Raw genomic sequence first — 16,357 nt, 5'->3', positions numbered from 1 at the left:
ACGGCGAGTAGCCGAACGCTATCGGGAAATGGCCACCGACCATTCGCCGTCACCCGTGACAAATGCCCCTGTCCAGAGGGCGACCGACATCGACAACGAGTCCCTCCGTGGCTGAGTTTGAGATCATCTGGGTCCAGTCGCCGAAGATCAACGCATTCAAACACGGCATGGTCGGTGGCGTGCGTGCCTTCACCTTGGACGTGCTGTGCCGGCCGATGGAACTGCACTGCAAGCTGCCCGGTCCCAAGGGGGCACAAGCGATCGAAAGGCTCCCCACCGAGCAAGCCGCCCATGAGAGGGCACGCGAGAAGGTCATTGAGTTCTTGGAACTGTTCGGCCAGGCGTGCCCGCCATCTCGATAGCAGGATGCGGTGCCTCGCTGACGATTCTGTCTGACCCGGAGACGTTCAGCCACGCGCCGTAGTGTCCCAAGCTGCCCCCGGCAGAGCCGCAGCGTCTACAAGGCGCCTCATTCCTCGGCTCTGTCGGGGGCTTTCTCATGTCTGAAGTGGCATCTACCAGGCATTTATCTCACCACCAGATCCAGTTGATCTCATCGCAAGATCTCATCTCGTGATGGGGTCACCCCTTCCGCCGAACCTACCTTCGCTATCGCAAGGTTCCCCCCCGGCCGAAGGAAGTGATCCCGATGGCATACCCCGACCATGAACACCGCCCCCGCCTGATCACCGGACTCCGAGCGCTTGCGGACTTCTTGGAAAGCCGCCCCGCGGTGACCGCTCCGCGCGACGTGGCCGCCACAGTGTTCGTCCCGCGCGGTACCGACGCGGACATGCGCGCTGAGGTCGAGCGCTTGGCTGGCCTCATCGGCTCGACCATCGACCCCGAGGGCATCGCCTACGGCCACCACCGCACCGCCGTGCGCTTCGGTCCCGTGGAGTACGGGGCGGTCGCGATCCTGGCCGGTGCGCGTGCTCGTTACGAGGCCCTGATGTCCTACTCCGGCGCGGTCGTCCCTGACCTTCACGAGGGGGCGTGACCGTGGACATCTGCTTGATCATCGTGTTCCTCGCGCTGTTCCTGGCCGCTGTCGTGCTGGTGGCGTTCATCGCGTTGACCGCCAGCATCCGCAGGCAGGACCGCCGCATGAGCCTCGCCGGCGGACCGCGTACCTCCCTCGACGGCGCGACCCGTCGCCTTGTCGGCGTCCACGTCCGCCACTGCCACGACACCGCCCCCAGCTTTCACGACGTGAGGAGGTGAACCCCGTTGCGTATCCCTCGACTGTTCGGCCGCCGTTGCCCCTGTGGCGCCATCACTGACCCCGGTACCGGCCGATGCCGCAAGTGCCGCGCCCGTGCCCGCTGGCACCGCCGCAAGGCGCACCACGACGGCATCTGACCGCCAACCCCTGACCGGATCCCCCGCTACATGAGGCAAGTCGAGAGGAGGTGACCCGTTGACGGTATCGGTTCCCCTGGTGGTGCTTCTGGGAGTGGCCGTGCTGGTGGCCTGGCGCTACCTCGGCCTGAGGCTGTGGCAGGCGATCACATGCCTGTTGTTCGGCTTCTTCCTGGCCGCTACCGCCGTCGCCCCTGACATCCGCCGTCTGGTGAGCGCCGCCCTGAGCTGGCTCACCGGCTCCTGACCCTGTTCCCCGACCTAAGGAGGGATGCCTAGTGCCCTACACCAACCCTTATCCCGACCCGGCTCTTCAGGAGGTCATCGCCCGTAACCGCACCGCTCGTCAGCTCATCAACGCCTTCTCTTCCACCACCCTGACCCTGGCCGATATCTGGCAGCACGTCACGACCGCGCTGGACGACACGCTTTCCCTGGCTGCGGAGATCGCCAAGCTCCGTACTGAACTCGCGCGCACTCGCCGCAGGCGCGCCGACCTGATCGCCGCAGCTCGCGCGACCTTGAGCGCTCACCACGACGGCGAAACCGATTCGCTGTTCTACCTGCGCGACGAACTCACCGCACAGCACGCCGATTACGCGAGGCAAGGTGAGGCCAGATGGTGAGGCATCGCCACTCGCGGCACCGGTTGCGCCGCAACGCCCGCCGGATGCGTCGCGACGGTATCGAGCCCATGATGGTGCTCTCCGATGATCTGGAGTTCGCACCCATCGCCCTCGTGACCATCGCTCGCGCGATGTGGCGTTACCGCTCCGAACTCGCCCCCCTGACCGCGATGCTTCTCGCCCTCACGGGCGGGAAGATCCTGCACACGGCCTATCCCACCTGGTGGCCAACCGTCCTGATCCTCACCGGACTGGCAGCGTGGGCGCTGGCCTTGTACGGCCGATGGGTCAACCTGACTCGACCCGTGGAACGCGGCTACGCGGCCGCAACCGTCATGCTCATCGGCGGATGGACGGCTACCGCCACGGCCGTAGGCCCGTTCACCGCGCCGCTTCCGGCCACGCTCATCATCGGGGGGCTGGTCGCTGGCCTCCCGTGGTGGGCGCATCGCCGGCGTCGTGCTCGGGTACGCGTGGAACGCACGCTCGCCGCCTGGCCGGAGATCTCCCACGCTGTCGGGCTTACCGGCTCACGCATCCAATCGGCGATCGTCGATCTGTGGGGATACCGCGCCAGGGTCGCTCTGGCACGCGGTCAGACGGTAGAGGACGCCGTCGCCAAGCTGCCCGCTCTGGAGTCGGCCCTAGGAACACGACGCGGCGCGGTACGAGTTCAACCAGTCCCCGAACGCGCCAACCGCCTGGAATTGCGTGTCATCGAGACCGACCCGCACGCCGACGCGATCGCCTGGCCTGGCCCCTCCGTGACCTCCATCACGCAACCCGTCAAGCTGGGCCTATTCGAGGACGGTAGTCCCGTACGGGTCTCCCTGCTAAGGCGTCACGCGCTTGTCGGAGGCGTGGCCGGCGCGGGCAAGAGCGGCGGAGTCAACGTCATCCTTGGCGACCTGTCCGCCTGCCCGGACGTGGTCATTTGGGGAATCGACCTCAAACGAGGGATGGAACTCCTCCCGTGGGCATCCTGCCTCGATCGCCTGGCCACCACCCCCCAAGAGGCCGAAACGCTGCTGCGCGACGCGGTAGCCGTCTTGGATGGTCGGGCTGACATGCTCGCCCAGCAAGGCCTACGGATCTGGCAACCACGTCCTGACGCTCCCGCCCTGGTCATCCTGATCGACGAGTACGCCGAACTCGTCGACGAGGCACCGGAAGCCATCCGGCACGCCGACTCTGTCGCCAGACGCGGGCGCGCCGTCGCGGTCACACTCGTAGCCGCGACGCAACGCCCCTCCCAGAAGGCCATGGGCCACGGCGCGGTCCGCTCGCAGATGGACGTACGGATCTCGTTCCGCGTTCGGGAACGGCGTGACGTTGATCTGATCCTCGGCCAGGGCATGCTCAAAGCCGGTTGGCACTCCCACACCCTTAACGCGCCCGGCAAGTTCCTGGTCAGTGCGCCCGAACACGACATCCCCCGTCGCGCTCGCACCTACCTGATCCGTGACGACACGGTTCAGCAGGCGGCAAGGCACTACGCGCCGCACCGGCCGACCCTCGATGCCGTATCCGTGGCCGCGCTTGATGCCGTGCCGGCTGACCAGCAACCGCCGACAGAGCCCCCGGAGACCGACCCGGTACTCAACGGCAGGCACGCCCGTCAAGAGGCGCCCTATGCCGCTGAGGCGCTCCTATGGGCAGCCCTCCGCGATGCTCCCGCTCAGGGGGCGACCCTGGAAGATCTCATGCGGGACTCCGGCATGGGGCGCTCATGGGTCTACTACCGGATCAACGAGCATGCTCGCGCTGGGCGTGCCGAACAGACCAGCCGGGGACGGTGGCGCGCCATCCCTGACGTTCCGACTCCTGACAGTCCGTAATCGTCCACGTCCACGTCCACGCGCGCGCCTGCACGTAAGGGCAGCGAACGCGTCCATGGACGAACGCGTGGACGATCACCAACCGTAACAAGGGAGGGAGGTGATGCCCCAACGACAAGACCCGAGAAGCGACGGATTCCGTCACCGGAAGAGTGGGCGCAGGAGCAACTGAAGAACGCGCCGCCGCGATCGCACGAGTGGGCACGACGCGTTGCTCGTATCTACCAACTGGAACCCGATGAAGACGACGGCCTCTGAAACCAATGGCGCTGCCCAACGATCCCGCGCTGGCGGGGATCAGCTTGAAGGTGGGCGACCCCCGGCCCTACTTCGGCCTCAACGGTGAGCACGGAGCATGCACCGGAGATGGAAATGAGGGCCTCCACGACATGGTCACCGACCTCACCCCCGGTGACGACCCGGCGTTGCCCGGCGGGTGGAACCTGCCCGGCAAGTCCGCCCAGTCGTTCCATCCCAACTTGGAGATGGGCGCCCGTCTGTACACTCAGACGATGAACGCGGTCACCTTGGCGCCCGGATTCTAGTTGACACGACTCAAACTGCCCGGCCTGGCTGTGACGGTGGGTCTCTTGCTCGCCGTCACAGCTCCGGCCTGCGCTTTCGAGTCGCCTCGCGAACGGGTCACCCGCCTTGCCGCTGAAGGTGCCCGACACGAGGTCGACGGGGCCAGGACGCGGATGATCGGTCTCCTGCGGGAGGGCTGGAAATCCGGCCGGCTCTCCCCGGACAAGACCATGGAGGCGCTCGAACACGATTTCGGGCGGCGCGACGGCACACCCTACAGCGGGGCCATCTTCGCCATGGAGCCGGAACCGGATGGGACCGTTCATGCCGACATGGTCCTCACGTCGGGGGCCTCGGCAGGTGGTGGCCTCGACTATGTCCAGATGGGGGCCGCGGCCTGCGTCAGACTCTCCGGGAGACCAGCACCGGACCCCGCGGTCACCGTAAGCGACGTCACCTGCCCGGACGGCGTGGCGGCGAACAACGTGGTCGTCGTCAAGGTCGGCAAGTCGAGCTGAGCTCCACGGTCGGCCGCCGACCGGCGGGCGCCGGCCGCTGTCAGTTCCGTGGGCCGCGATCTTCTTTCCAGATCGGTTCGATCAGATTCGGATCGAACTGTCGCTGTCCGGGGCGCGTGGGGTAGATCACCACGGCTTGGAGGCTCTGGGCGATCGCGGCTTGCCGCTGGTCCAGGGTGAAGCTGGGATCCTTCCACTTCTCGGCGAGGTCGGCGACTCTCTCAGTACGCCGAACGCGTGCTGTCTGGTGTCTGCGCTGGTCAGCTTCGAGTCTGCGTTCCTCGGCCTCCAACTCTTCCAACAGCGTGAAGTATCGACTTCCCTTGATCCGCCGTTCCTTGTAAGCCGTCGTGATCTCTTGGAGCTGTTCCCTCACCTCGTCAAGGTCGCCCTGCCTGTCCCACTCTGGAAACTCGCCGATCTCACGGAGCTGGGCGCGTTGATGGTCTGCGATCACGAGGGCCGTGATGTACTCATCGACCTTCTCTGCGATGCGAGCGCAGCCGCCGCATCCTCCCTCTGTCTTGTCCCGACAGGCGTAGATGGGGGTTTTGGTGCCGTTCGCGCCGGGGCGCATGCCGCCGCGCATGCGGCTGTTGCACTTGCCGCAGCGGACGAAGGGGGAGAGCAGGTACTTGGTGGGGTGGCCGCGACCGTCACGGGGGTTGTCGCGGCTGTAGACCTTGAGTATCTGGACGAGGGTGTTGTGCTCATCATCGGTAATGATCGGTTGCCATAAGCCTCGTACCGGCTGACCGTCCTTGTCATTGAGGATCTCGCCCTTGTAGGTCTGGAGACCGCAGAGGCGAGGGTTGGTGAAGATCTGTTCGATGGTGCGCGTGGTCCATTGGCCTCCCGCCACGGTGGGGATGCCCTGTTCGGTCCACTCCCGGGCGACCGTTCGGGCCTTGACTCCGGCGATGATGCGTTTGGTCGCTTCCCTGATCAGCTCAGCTTCGTCAGGGTTGATGTCGAGCTTGTTCGCTTCCCAGCCGAAGGGGCGTAGCCGGCCGCCCATGGCACGCCCCTTCAGTGCGGCGCGACGCTTGCCCGTCGTGATCCTGCGGGACAGGTTCCGCGATTCGAGGTTGCGTTGGTTGACCTCGTTGCGCGCCATGGCGATGCCCGCATCGGTGGTGAGGTCGAGGTAACCCGTCATACCGACGACTAGCACGCCGAAGTGCTCGACAAGATCGATGAGGTCTTCCAGATCGCGGGGGTCGCGCATGCCTCGATCGATGTTCGGGAGGGCGAGCGCGTTGTACGTACCTCTGCGTAACTCGCGTAAGAGATCGTCCCAGACGGGCCGTACGACGCGGAACGCGACGGTGCCGTCTTCGAGGCGGACCCGCACCTTCTTGAACGCCGAGGTGTCGTTCTCGGCGTACTCCTTGCTGATCCTTCCGCCGATCTCGGCAGCGAAGGTACGGAGGTCGTCGAGCTGGTTCTCTACCTGCTCCGCCTCTCCCTCGGCATCCAGGGACTCGCGGGCGTACAGAGCCCAAACGAGCGGGTCAGGGACGATGTCCAACTCTGTACGACCGCCGACACGGCGGGGGTTTCCATGTCATGCATTCGATGGGTCCATCTCGAACGGCATCGGCGCGGGCTTCATCACGTACGTCCTGATCAAGCTCGTCAAGGGCAAGGCCCGCGAGGTCCACCCCCTGCTCTGGGTCGTGACCGCCCTCTTCGTGATCTACTTCGCGATCGGCCCCATCAAGATCCTGCTCGGCCTGTCCTGAGGTCCTTTCTGGCCTCCGTTAGGGATCCGCGGAGACCGTCATGTGGTTTACGGAAGTGAGCTTCGTGGCGGTCTCCTGTCCGGTGGGGTCGTTTCGAGCCGATCAGCGCACTGGCGCTCTTCCATTGGCGATCAAGATGCTGCATGCTGCTGATTTCGCTGGTTGCGGTGGTGAGCGGGTGGGAGTGACGGTGCGTGAAGAGGCGGAGTATGGCCTTCCTGCTGATCTTGGCATTGGCGGCTGTGCCGACACTCAGCACCGCCGCCCCACTGGCTTGCCGAGTGCGACCACTCACGGATGCGGAGTTCCTTGCGCTGCAGGAGTCGCTCCTGGAGGAGATGCGGAAGGAGTGGGTCCTGCCCAGCCCGAATCCGTCCGCGATGGTGTCCGGCGGCTACATGCCTGACGTGAAGGTGGGGACTGTGGCGCCCATCGGCGTTGACATCGTGGAGCCGCCAGGCTGTCCCGAGATCAGCGATCAACTGGACGTCCCCTACCCCGGTTCACCTGGTCCATCAGCAACGGAATCGGTGCCGGGTTCGTCACGTACGTCCTGATCAAGCTCGTCAAGGGCAAGGCCCGCGAGGTTCGTCCCCTGCTCTGAGTGGTCACGGCCCTCCTCGCGATCTGCTTCATTCGGATCACTACGGTGGCCGTCGTCGCCTGGGTTCCATCTTGACCGGGAGGCGGTCCGCATCAGCTATTGGATCGCATCCGGTAGGCGGATCATCCTGCTGACGGTGTTCCGAAAGCAGCGGATGCGTGAGACTGCCGAGATCGACAGAGCGTGGCGGGCCATGCGGCGATGCGTCGCAGAGGCGCACACGGCAGATGCGGAGTGAGCGAGATGGGCGAGCGCAAGGCGTGGGCCGACAAGCGAACCGAGATCATGAACCGTCCAGGTGCCGGAGCCGCTTACGAGTCTGCCCGGATTCGCTTCGAGCTGGGGGAAGCTGTCCGGCTTCGCCGCGAGGAACTGGGGCTGACCCAGGCGGAGTTGGCCCGGCGCACAGGACTCAAGCAGCCAGCGGTCGCACGGTTCGAGGCGGGCGGCACCATGCCCACCATCCCGATGCTCGAACGCCTGGCAGAGGCGCTGGAGATGCGGCTCAACGTCCAATTCGAGCCACACCGCCAGGCGAGTTGATCCAGCCGTTCGACCGAACAGACCGGCGGGGTCCACCCTCTGCTCTGGGTTGTGACGGCCCTCTTCGTGGTCTACTTCGCGATCGGTCTATCAAGATCCTCCTGGGCCTGGGCTGACGTCCCCGGCCGTTCCGGAGCCCACGCACTCCGGACTGGCCGGCACGCTCCCCGAAATGGGCCTCGCTTCGCTCGGGCAGTGTTCCAAAGGGTCTCCGGCCCTCTCGCGACCCATTAGCCGCTCGCAATGTGACTGCAAGACATCCAGATGACGTCCTGATCTCGTTCCGGCCTACGCGGCGCCCGGTTCCTCAACCGCTGCGGATCTCGTCGTACCTCGCGATCGTGCGGTGGGCGCGGGACGTGACAGGACCGCATCGAGTAGCGGCAGGGTCCTCCCGACCCGACCGGCGCGGATCACCAGGTCCCACAGCGGCTCGAACTTCTTCCAGCCTCCGGAGTACGCCACGTGCCGGGCGCGCCCCCGCAGCGTCGGCTTGACACGCGCTCCCTGCCATATCGATCTCCACCGGTAGAAGTCCCGGTACGCCCGCCAGTAGCCTTCCTCCAGCTCTCCGGGGGTCATCCGGGCCGGCCGGAAGACGGTGTGGCGGGTGTCGTAGCGGTCCCAGTCACTGTGCAGCATCCGTCCCTGCCCGGCCATCCGCTGTGGAGATCTGCCGCTGTTGCGTCCTGTTCAATCTGAGGAGTCCCGTTGATTTCGGCTACCGCGGTCCCGAGCTGCGCGAGAACCCTCGGGTAAAATCTGTCGTGCGAGCCAGCGACATTCCTTCTGGTCATGAGGGGCTGACGGGTGAACAGCGCAAGTGATCCTGAAGCCGATATCCGGGCTCGGCTCCAGCAGCACTGGGAGGCATCCGAACGCGGGGACGTCGACGCTGAGCACGCGATCTACGCCGCAGACGCGATCCTGGACTACCCGCAGTCGGGCGAGCGCTTCAGGGGCCGGTCAAGGATCCAAGCGCAACGCGGCGGGCACCCGGCCGAACGCCACTTCACCATCCGCCGGATCCTGGGCGGCGGCGACCTTTGGGTGAGCGAGTGTGTGATCACCTATGACGGCGTGCCCACATACTCGCTCAGCGTCATGGAGATCACCGATGGTCTCGTCACGCACGAGACCCAGTACTTCGCCGACCCCTTCCCCGCGCCTCCCGGGCGCGCTGCGCTAGCTGAGCCGATTCCGGTCCGCGACCAATAAGCCGATTGAGCTGTCGGGTCGATGGACGACATCGACCGGACGTTGCCGGATTTCCATCTGGAGGACTTCTACGCGGACCACACCTCGGTGCTCCGGGACGGTTGGCTCGGTAGGTAGTTGTGCTCAGGGGCGCCTGAGTAGGGCGGCGCATGCGAACGGTGACCTGAAGGGAGCATTGTTCTCCCATGCGCGGAGATGTGCGGTGCCCGGACTGCGGTGCGGCGTTAACCGGAGTAGGCCCCCCGGAGCCGGATTCGGCACCCAAGTGCCCTGAGTGTGCGCTTCCACTGTGGGGACCTGACGCGCACGAGCTGTGGCGGGTGGACGAGGCGCTCGCCGGGCTGCGGATCCAGGAGACCCGGCTGCTGGGCCGCCGCGAGGAACTGCTGGGCATCCTGCGCGACGGGCGCACGCGGGCGGCCCGGGAACCGGTCGGCCCGACGGCTCAAGGGCGTGCCGGCGGGGAAGCCGGGGGGCAGGCCGGCGCGCCGGCCCGGGGGCAGGCCGATGCGGCGGGGCAGGGACAAGGCGGTGCGGCGGGGCAGGGGCAAGGCGGTGCGGCGGGGCAGGGGCAAGGCGGTGCGGCGGGGCAGGGGCCGGTCGGGGTTGGAGCGGCGGGGCCGTACTCGGGGGCGGGTGGTGAGGGTCGGGCGCGGGAGGTTTCGGCGGGGGCCGTGCAGAACGTGCTGCTCGTGCTCGGGGGGCTGCTGCTGACGGTGGCCGCGGTGGTGTTCACCGTGGTGAGCTGGGGGCGGTTGGGCATCGGCGGGCGCGCGGGGGTGCTGGCGGGGTTCACCGCGCTGGCCATGCTGGCACCGGCGGTGCTGGTCAGGCGCGGGCTCACCGCGACGGCCGAGACCGTGGCCGGATTCACGGTCGCACTGTTGCTGCTGGACGGTTACGCGGCCAGGCGGGTGGGGTTCCTCGGGGCCGACGCCGTCGAGATGCTGGACTACACGGCCGGGGTGTTGGGGGTCGTCGCGCTGATCCTGGTGGTCTATGCCCGGGTCGTGCCGCTTCGTGGGCCCGTCCCGGTCGCCGTGGTGCTGGCGCAGCCGGTCCTTCCGCTGCTGGCCGGAGACGCGTCGGCGACCTGGGTGCTGGCCATGCTGGTGGCCACGGCGGCGCTGGACGTCGCCCTGGTGCGGTACGTCCGGGCGGGGTATGAGCGGGTGCGGTACGTCCGGGCGGGGTACGAGCGGGCGGAGTATGAGCGGGCGGGGTACGTCCGGGCGGGGTACGGCCCGGCGTGGACGACGGCCGTGCTCTGCGGTAGCGCGGTCGCGACCCTCGCACTGCTGGGCGGCGCGCCGTACGCGCTCGACGCCGGCTCCGTCGGGCAGGCGGTGGGCAGGTCGGCGCCGCTGGCCGGGCTGGTGCTGCTCGGCGCGTTCGTGGCGTGGAGCCTGGCCGGACGGGGCAGGACCGAGGGGCAGGTCTTGGCCTCCCTGGTCACAGTGGGAACCTCGCTCGCGCTGATCGCCGCACTGGCCGCGCCCGCGAAGTCGGCGCTGGGCATGCTCAGCCTGGACTGGAGCCCGCTGGCGTACCTGGTTCCGGCGCTCGTGGTGGTGCTCGCCGCCACCTGGCTGCCCTGGCGCAGGGTACGGTCGGCGGGCATGGTCACCGGCGGGCTGGTGGCGCTGCTGACGGCGCTTACGCTCCTGCCCTGGGTCGTGGTCACCCTCGCGGCGCCGCTGGCCTGGTTCGACACGCTCTGGACGGGCACCTGGGACGGCGGCTTGTGGCCGACCGGGGTGACGTCGCCGGTGGACGTGGTGGCGCTCGGCGTCCTCGCGGCCTGCCTCCTGGTGCCTGCCGTACGCGGAAACGGCGGGTGGCCGGTGAAGGCGGCGGTGATCGGCGCGCTGGCGTCCGGGGCGCTCATGGTCGCGGTCGCGCCCGATGCCCTCGCGATGGCCTACCCGGCGGCGGTGGCGGTGCAGGTGGCGCTGGTCGCGGTGCCGGCGGTGTCCGCCACGCTGGGCCGGACGCCCTGGTGGGCGGTGGCCTGCGCGCTCACCGCCGGTCTGGCCTCGGTGGAGGCGGCGGCGTACGCGTTCGGCGGCAGGACCGCGACCCTGATCGCGCTGCCGATCCTGGCGGTGGTGGCCGCCGCCGTGGCGCTGGCGGCCAGGGTGACGGCATTGCGGATGTGGGGGCTGGGCGTCGCCGTGCTGTTCCTCGGCCTGGAAGCGGTCGCGGTGGGACTGGCGGTGGGGCTGCAGGTCAGGGTGGCCGCGAGCGTGGGGTGCGCGGTGGCCGGGGTGCTCCTGCTGGGCAGGTCGCTGTGGGCGGGCCGGTCCGGCCGGGACGGGCTCAGGTACACGGGCACCGCCCTGCTGCTCCTGGCCTCGTGGTTGCGGCTGTGGGCCGGCGAGGTCACCGTCGTCGAGGCGTACACGGTGCCGTGCTCGCTGGTCCTGCTGGGATTCGGCTGGTGGCGGCGGCGGAGCACGCACGTTTCGTCGTGGGCGGCCTACGGTGCCGGGCTCTCCTCCACGATGCTGCCGAGCCTGGTGGCGGTCTACGCGGACACGGAATGGCGGCGGTCGATGGTGCTCGGCGTGCTGGCGCTGGCGGTGCTGCTCGCCGGAGCCCGGTTCCGGCTCCAGGCGCCCACGATGATCGGAGGCGTCGTGCTCGCCGGGGTCGCGGTGCGGGAACTCGCCCCGTACGTGTCGGAGATGTTGCTCGCGGTGCCGCGCTGGGTGCCGATCGCGGTGGGCGGGCTGCTCCTCGTGGTGCTCGGGGCGACGTACGAAGCGCGCAAGCGGGACCTGCGACGGTTGCGGGGCACCCTGGCCACGATGGACTGACCCCTCACCTTCGGGCGGGGTCAGTGGCGCGTTCGCCGGATGTGCGCGACGGCCGCGCGCACGGTTCCGGATGCCGCGAGAGGGGGCGGCGTGAGGGCGAGGCTAAGCGGACGTGGTCCAGTGGCCGACGAGGGACTGGTACATGTCGCATCCGGCCAGCAGTTCGTCGTGGGTGCCGAGATCGGGGCCCGGCCTGCCGAGTACGAGGATGCGGTCGGCGCGGCGGGCCGAGGAGATGCGGTGGGCGATGACGATCAGCGTGCCGGGCCTGGCCCGGAAGGCGGCCTCGACGCGGGCTTCCGCCACGGGGTCGAGGTGGGCCGTGGCCTCGTCGAGGATCACCACCGGCGCGGGCGCGAGGTAGGCGCGGGTGAGCTCCACGAGCTGCTTCTCTCCCGCGGACAGCGGCGAACCCCCGGCGCCCAGCTCCGCGTCGAGCCCGCCCAGCCTGTGGACGACGGCCGCGAGCCCGGTGACGCCGGCGGCCTCCCACAGGCGGGCCTCGTCCACCGCGGGGGCGAGGCAGGTGAGGTTCTCCCTCACCGTCCCGGCGAACACGTACGCGTCCTGGGAGACGAGAACGATCACGCCGCGCGGCAGATCCGCGACGGGAACGCCGCCAAGCAGCACGTGCCCGGTGCCGGGGCTGCACACGCCGGTGAGGAGGTCGGCCAGGGTCGACTTGCCCGCACCGCTCGGACCGACGATCGCCAGATGGCCTCCTTCCGGCACGCTCAGACGCAGGCCGTCGATCACGGGTTCGGCGCCGGGAGCATACGCGTAGCCCACCCCGGCGAGCTCGATCGCGGTGCCGTCGGCCCGGTGATCGGCCGGGGCGCCCGGACGTACGGGCGCGTGGGTCACCAGGTCGGAGAGCCGCCCGAGGACCGCGGCCAGCCGTGTGCCCCAGGAGGCGACGGTCTCCAGCCCCGCCCGCAGGGCCGGTTCCAGCGTGGTCGAGACGTAGGTGACGGCGCCCGCGACGGCGCCGGCGGTCATGCCGTTCCGCAGAAGCGTGGGCGTGCCGATCAGCAGGAAGACCAGCGGAAGCTGGCCGCCGAGCATGGCCAGGGCGGGCCGTACGGCGTCGAGCCCGGCGAGCGCTCGGCTGAGTGCCGCCTGCCGGTCGATGACGGCCGCGGCGTCGCGGTCGGCGCGTGCCTGGGCGCCGCACGCGGTGATGTCGCGCGTGGCGCCGAACAGGTCGCCGACGTGCCCGGCGGTCCGCTCCTCCGCGCGCATCAGCTCCCGTTGCCGCCGGGCGACGCGCCGCAGCAGCGGCACGGTGAGCAGCATCGACGCGACGACGGGCGGGAGGATCACGAGCAGGGCGCCGGGAGCGAGCGTGGCGAGGCCGCCGAGCGCCGCGAGGAGCCCGGTGACGGTCTGGCGGGCGCTGCGCAGCAGTACGGAGAGCAGGGTGCGCACCGTCTCCACCTGCTGGGTGAGGCGGGCGACACCGGCCTGGTCGGGCCGGTCGACACCGGCGGCCACACGGTCGAGCGTCGCGCCGACCACCGACCGCATGATGGCGTCCCGGATCCGCTCGACGAGGTCCGCGACGTACGGGGTGACGGCTCGGGTCGCGGCGGCCTTGAGCAGCATCGCCGCGCCGAACAGCGCCAGCCAGGCGCTCCCTGCCATCGGACGCCCCACCAGGAAGCCCCGGTCGAGAGCCTGGGCCACGAGAATCCCGGAGGCGAGCGCGGGCAGGGCCTCGACGGCGGACCACCAGGCGATCCAGCGGAGCGGTCGGGCATAGCCGGTCAGATCTGGTACGAGCCGGTGGATCGGGCGGGCATAGCCGATCAGATCCGGTACGAGCCGGCGGAGCGTGCCGGTCATCATGAGGTCTCCCCGTCGGACTCGGCGGGCTGGAACAGCGCGCGGTACTCGGGCAGGGTCCACAGCTCCTCGTGCGGCGCCAGGGCGCGGATCTTCCCTTCGTGCAGCCAGGCGACCAGGTCGCAGCGGGCCGCCATGGCGGCGCGGTGGGCGACGAAGAACCGGGTGCGCCCGGCCAGAGCCGCGTCGATGGCGGTGCTGACCTCGGCCTCGGTCACGGTGTCGAGGCTGGAGGTGGCGTCGTCGAGCACGGTCACGTCGGCGTCGCGGATCAGCGCGCGCGCCAGCCCGAGCCGCTGTGCCTCGCCGCCGGAGCGCGGGGCGTCGGCGAGCGGTGTGTCGTAACCCCGGGACGACCGGCGGACCCAGCCGTCGATGCGGGCCCGCTCGGCCGCCCGTACGACGTCGGCTCTGTCCACCGGCCCGAGCCCGTAGGTCAGGCCGTCGTGCACGGAGGCGCCGAGCAGGTGGGGGTGGGCGAACGCGTAGGCCACCAGGCGTCGCAGCTCGGCGGGCCCGATCGCGGAGACGGGCACACCGTCGAGGAGCACGGTGCCGTGGTCCGGGTCGCGCAGGCGCCCGACGAGCGCGACGAGGGCCGACTTGCCGGAGCCCGACCGGCCGACGACGGCGACGCTCGTGCCCGCGGGAACGGTGAGATCGAGCCGGTCGAGCACCGGGGTGCCGTCGACGAGGACCGTGATGTCGCGGAACTCCACGTCGGCTCGTACGGCCGGCAGGGTGGCGGTTCCCGAGCGGTCGGGCGGCTCGGTGGAGAGCACCTCGCCGAGGCGACCGGAGCCGGCGCGGGCGCGGGCTATGCCGAGCATCACCTCGACCAGGGCGATGCCCTGTAACGCGAGGCCCGCGTAGGCGACGGCGGCGAGGAGCTGCCCGGGGGACACGCGTCCGGCGGCGACGCCGTACCCTGCGATGCCCAGGGTGAGCATGCGCAGGGCCGGGATGATCAGGTCGAGATGGAACAGCACGGAGCGCTGCATCCGCCACATCGCCCGGCCCGCCTCCGCCATGCGGGGCAGTGGCTGGAGCACCCGGTGTTTCTCCCGGTCGACCATCCCGCAGGCCCGTACAGTGCGGACGCCCGCCATGACGTCGGCGAGCCGGGCGGCGAGGTCGCCCTGCGCCTTCTGGTAGTCGCCGGCCAGCGTGGTGGTGGCGGAGACGAACCGGCGGACCAGCAGCAGCGTCAGCCCGACGCCGAGGAGCAGTACCACGGCGGTGACGGCGTCGATGTACCACAGGACCAGCCCGCCGCCGAGCGCGGTGAGCGTCGTGGTCACGGCCGTGACCACCAGGGGGCCGATCATCGCCGTCTCGGTGGTGGCCGTCAGCAGCCTGCTCGTCAGGTCGCCAGGCGCGAAGCGCTGAAGCCCGCTGGTGAGGGAAAGGGTGTGGGTGACCAGTCGTCGCCGCAGGTCGGCTATGGTGCCGGCCGACCAGCCGCCCATCATGCGCGCCTGCGCCATCGCGAGCAGCGTCCCGGCGCCGTACAGAACCCCGAGCTGGAGGAGCGGGCCGGCGGTCGGTCGCCCGGCGAGCGCGGCGTCGACGGCGGCGGCGACGGCGAGCGGCCCGGTGAGGGTGACCGCCGTACGGGCGAGGGCCACCGCGGTGATCGCGGCGAGTCCTCGGCCGCGGTGCCCGGCCAGGGCGCCGGCGGTGACGGAGGAAGTGGTCATGGAGTTCTCCCAAGCGCGTGACCGGGCCGGGCACGTCATGACGTGCCCGGCCCGGTGCGTGCGGGTTCAGGACCTGATCGTGGTGGTGTGGAGAGTCTCGAAAGTGGAGGTGGGGAACGGCGCCAGGCCGTTCACCCCGCCGGGTTCCGCTCGGGCGAACGCCGCAGAGCGCCGGCTTCGAGACTCATAACGAACGGTCCTTTCCGATCGCGGGTTTTACAGCCAGCCGGTGAAGACCCACGTGCAGGTCCAGGTGAAGGTGGGCGGCGGGATCAGCCCGTCGGCCGCCGGGTTCCGCTCGGGCAGTCGCTGGAGGGCGTCGGTGTCGAGGCTCATGGTGAACAGTCCTTTCTGATCGGATCGTTGGATCGGTGCGTGCGGGTGTTACATCCAGGTGCTGGTCAGGTCGGTCAGGAACATCGTGCAGGTCCAGGTGGGCGGCGGCCGCAGGCCGTTGGCCGCCGGGTTCTGCTCGGGCAGTCGCTGGAGGGCGTCGGTGTCGAGGCTCATGGTGAACAGTCCTTTCTGATCGGATCGTCGGACGGTGGTGGCGCTCACCACGTCGCGGTGGACGTGATCGCGGTGGACGAGTGACACTGGAAGATCGTGGTCACCTCGCTCACCTGCTTCCGGGCCATGCCGGTCTGGTGGCCGGCGTGCTCGGGCAGCCTCTGCAGTTCCGCTACGTCGAAGCGCATGGCGGTTCTCTCTCGATCGACAAGCGGGGCTTGTCAGTTGGCGGTGTACACGCCGCAGATCGTCCACCAGATGATGTCGGTGAGCGTGCGGGACTCGTTTGCGGCCAGCCCCCTGGTCTCCGGCTCTCTCAGCGGCAGTCGCTGGAGAGCGTCGACGTCGAAGTTCATGGCATTCACCCCCTCTGTCGGTCCGGTGGCCGGAGTGCCGGTCACGTGGTGAAGATCGTCCAGACGATGATCGAGATGATCGACTCGCCGGCGGCGAGCCCCTTCATCTCAGGCTCGCGCAGCGGCATCCGCTGCAGGGCCTCCAGGT

At 69.3% G+C, this 16,357-nt stretch carries 20 protein-coding genes; 13 read left to right on the top strand and 7 right to left on the bottom strand.

Annotated elements, in window-relative coordinates:
- Positions 1–107: 107 nt before the first annotated feature.
- The 8 genes from OG589_RS34015 to OG589_RS33980 all read left to right on the top strand — a co-directional run bounded on the left by OG589_RS34015 (position 108) and on the right by OG589_RS33980 (position 4,869).
- Complete coding sequence (locus OG589_RS34015; RefSeq protein WP_405142243.1) at positions 108–362, top strand: hypothetical protein; 255 nt, start codon at positions 108–110, stop codon at positions 360–362.
- 287 nt (positions 363–649) lie between these two features.
- Entirely contained in the window at positions 650–1,000 is a 351-nt protein-coding gene (locus tag OG589_RS34010; RefSeq protein ID WP_405142242.1) for a hypothetical protein, read from the top strand.
- Positions 997–1,224 carry a hypothetical protein gene (locus tag OG589_RS34005; RefSeq protein ID WP_405142241.1) on the top strand — a complete coding sequence of 76 codons (228 nt, stop codon included), beginning with the start codon at positions 997–999 and terminating at the stop codon, positions 1,222–1,224. Before OG589_RS34010 ends, OG589_RS34005 begins: the two co-directional genes overlap by 4 nt.
- A 196-nt stretch (positions 1,225–1,420) precedes the next feature.
- On the top strand, positions 1,421–1,609 hold the full coding sequence (locus tag OG589_RS34000) for a hypothetical protein (protein ID WP_405142240.1): 189 nt from the start codon (positions 1,421–1,423) through the stop codon (positions 1,607–1,609).
- Between the two features lie 31 nt (positions 1,610–1,640).
- Positions 1,641–1,988, top strand: coding sequence for a hypothetical protein (locus tag OG589_RS33995; RefSeq protein WP_405142239.1), 348 nt, complete (start codon positions 1,641–1,643; stop codon positions 1,986–1,988).
- Complete coding sequence (locus OG589_RS33990) at positions 1,982–3,826, top strand: cell division protein FtsK (RefSeq protein WP_405142238.1); 1,845 nt, start codon at positions 1,982–1,984, stop codon at positions 3,824–3,826. The genes OG589_RS33995 and OG589_RS33990 overlap by 7 nt, the downstream gene beginning before the upstream one ends.
- A gap of 263 nt (positions 3,827–4,089) precedes the next feature.
- Positions 4,090–4,371: a hypothetical protein gene (locus OG589_RS33985; RefSeq protein WP_405142237.1), complete on the top strand. Its 282-nt coding sequence runs from the start codon at positions 4,090–4,092 to the stop codon at positions 4,369–4,371.
- Between the two features lie 153 nt (positions 4,372–4,524).
- Entirely contained in the window at positions 4,525–4,869 is a 345-nt protein-coding gene (locus OG589_RS33980) for a hypothetical protein (RefSeq protein WP_405142236.1), read from the top strand.
- A 40-nt stretch (positions 4,870–4,909) separates the two neighbouring features.
- On the opposite strand, the gene OG589_RS33975 is transcribed toward OG589_RS33980, so the two are convergent.
- Positions 4,910–6,400 carry a recombinase family protein gene (locus OG589_RS33975; protein ID WP_405142235.1) on the bottom strand — a complete coding sequence of 497 codons (1,491 nt, stop codon included), beginning with the start codon at positions 6,398–6,400 and terminating at the stop codon, positions 4,910–4,912.
- Here OG589_RS33975 and OG589_RS33970 point away from each other — a divergent pair.
- The 3 genes from OG589_RS33970 to OG589_RS33960 all read left to right on the top strand — a co-directional run bounded on the left by OG589_RS33970 (position 6,393) and on the right by OG589_RS33960 (position 7,761).
- A complete protein-coding gene (locus OG589_RS33970) occupies positions 6,393–6,614 on the top strand; it encodes a hypothetical protein (protein ID WP_405142234.1) in 222 nt (73 codons plus the stop codon). The genes OG589_RS33975 and OG589_RS33970 overlap by 8 nt on opposite strands.
- A gap of 209 nt (positions 6,615–6,823) precedes the next feature.
- Entirely contained in the window at positions 6,824–7,171 is a 348-nt protein-coding gene (locus tag OG589_RS33965) for a hypothetical protein (protein WP_405142233.1), read from the top strand.
- 290 nt (positions 7,172–7,461) lie between these two features.
- Positions 7,462–7,761, top strand: a complete 300-nt coding sequence (locus tag OG589_RS33960; protein ID WP_405142232.1) for a helix-turn-helix domain-containing protein — start codon at positions 7,462–7,464, stop codon at positions 7,759–7,761.
- A 288-nt stretch (positions 7,762–8,049) separates the two neighbouring features.
- Here the strand turns inward: OG589_RS33960 and OG589_RS33955 are convergent, their stop codons facing one another.
- A complete protein-coding gene (locus OG589_RS33955) occupies positions 8,050–8,403 on the bottom strand; it encodes a hypothetical protein (RefSeq protein WP_405142231.1) in 354 nt (117 codons plus the stop codon).
- A 168-nt stretch (positions 8,404–8,571) separates the two neighbouring features.
- Here OG589_RS33955 and OG589_RS33950 point away from each other — a divergent pair, with 168 nt between their 5' ends.
- Together OG589_RS33950 and OG589_RS33945 are read left to right on the top strand one after the other, a co-directional pair.
- Complete coding sequence (locus tag OG589_RS33950) at positions 8,572–8,979, top strand: nuclear transport factor 2 family protein (protein WP_285704993.1); 408 nt, start codon at positions 8,572–8,574, stop codon at positions 8,977–8,979.
- A gap of 320 nt (positions 8,980–9,299) precedes the next feature.
- Positions 9,300–11,798, top strand: a complete 2,499-nt coding sequence (locus OG589_RS33945; protein WP_405142230.1) for an SCO7613 C-terminal domain-containing membrane protein — start codon at positions 9,300–9,302, stop codon at positions 11,796–11,798.
- Positions 11,799–11,900: 102 nt separating this feature from the next.
- Here OG589_RS33945 and OG589_RS33940 read toward each other — a convergent pair whose 3' ends face one another.
- The 5 genes from OG589_RS33940 to OG589_RS33920 all read right to left on the bottom strand — a co-directional run bounded on the left by OG589_RS33940 (position 11,901) and on the right by OG589_RS33920 (position 16,209).
- Complete coding sequence (locus tag OG589_RS33940; RefSeq protein WP_405142229.1) at positions 11,901–13,646, bottom strand: ABC transporter ATP-binding protein; 1,746 nt, start codon at positions 13,644–13,646, stop codon at positions 11,901–11,903.
- A complete protein-coding gene (locus tag OG589_RS33935) occupies positions 13,643–15,343 on the bottom strand; it encodes an ABC transporter ATP-binding protein (RefSeq protein WP_405142227.1) in 1,701 nt (566 codons plus the stop codon). The genes OG589_RS33940 and OG589_RS33935 overlap by 4 nt, the downstream gene beginning before the upstream one ends.
- A 384-nt stretch (positions 15,344–15,727) precedes the next feature.
- On the bottom strand, positions 15,728–15,853 hold the full coding sequence (locus tag OG589_RS33930) for a hypothetical protein (protein ID WP_405142226.1): 126 nt from the start codon (positions 15,851–15,853) through the stop codon (positions 15,728–15,730).
- A gap of 44 nt (positions 15,854–15,897) precedes the next feature.
- A complete protein-coding gene (locus OG589_RS33925) occupies positions 15,898–16,041 on the bottom strand; it encodes a hypothetical protein (protein WP_405142225.1) in 144 nt (47 codons plus the stop codon).
- Between the two features lie 33 nt (positions 16,042–16,074).
- Positions 16,075–16,209, bottom strand: a complete 135-nt coding sequence (locus tag OG589_RS33920; protein WP_405142224.1) for an ALQxL family class IV lanthipeptide — start codon at positions 16,207–16,209, stop codon at positions 16,075–16,077.
- Positions 16,210–16,357: the final 148 nt, after the last annotated feature.

Origin of the sequence: Sphaerisporangium sp. NBC_01403 (genome assembly GCF_045040145.1) — a bacterium.
GTDB classification, from domain to species: domain Bacteria; phylum Actinomycetota; class Actinomycetes; order Streptosporangiales; family Streptosporangiaceae; genus Sphaerisporangium; species Sphaerisporangium viridialbum.
This window is presented reverse-complemented; position numbering and strand designations above follow the sequence as displayed.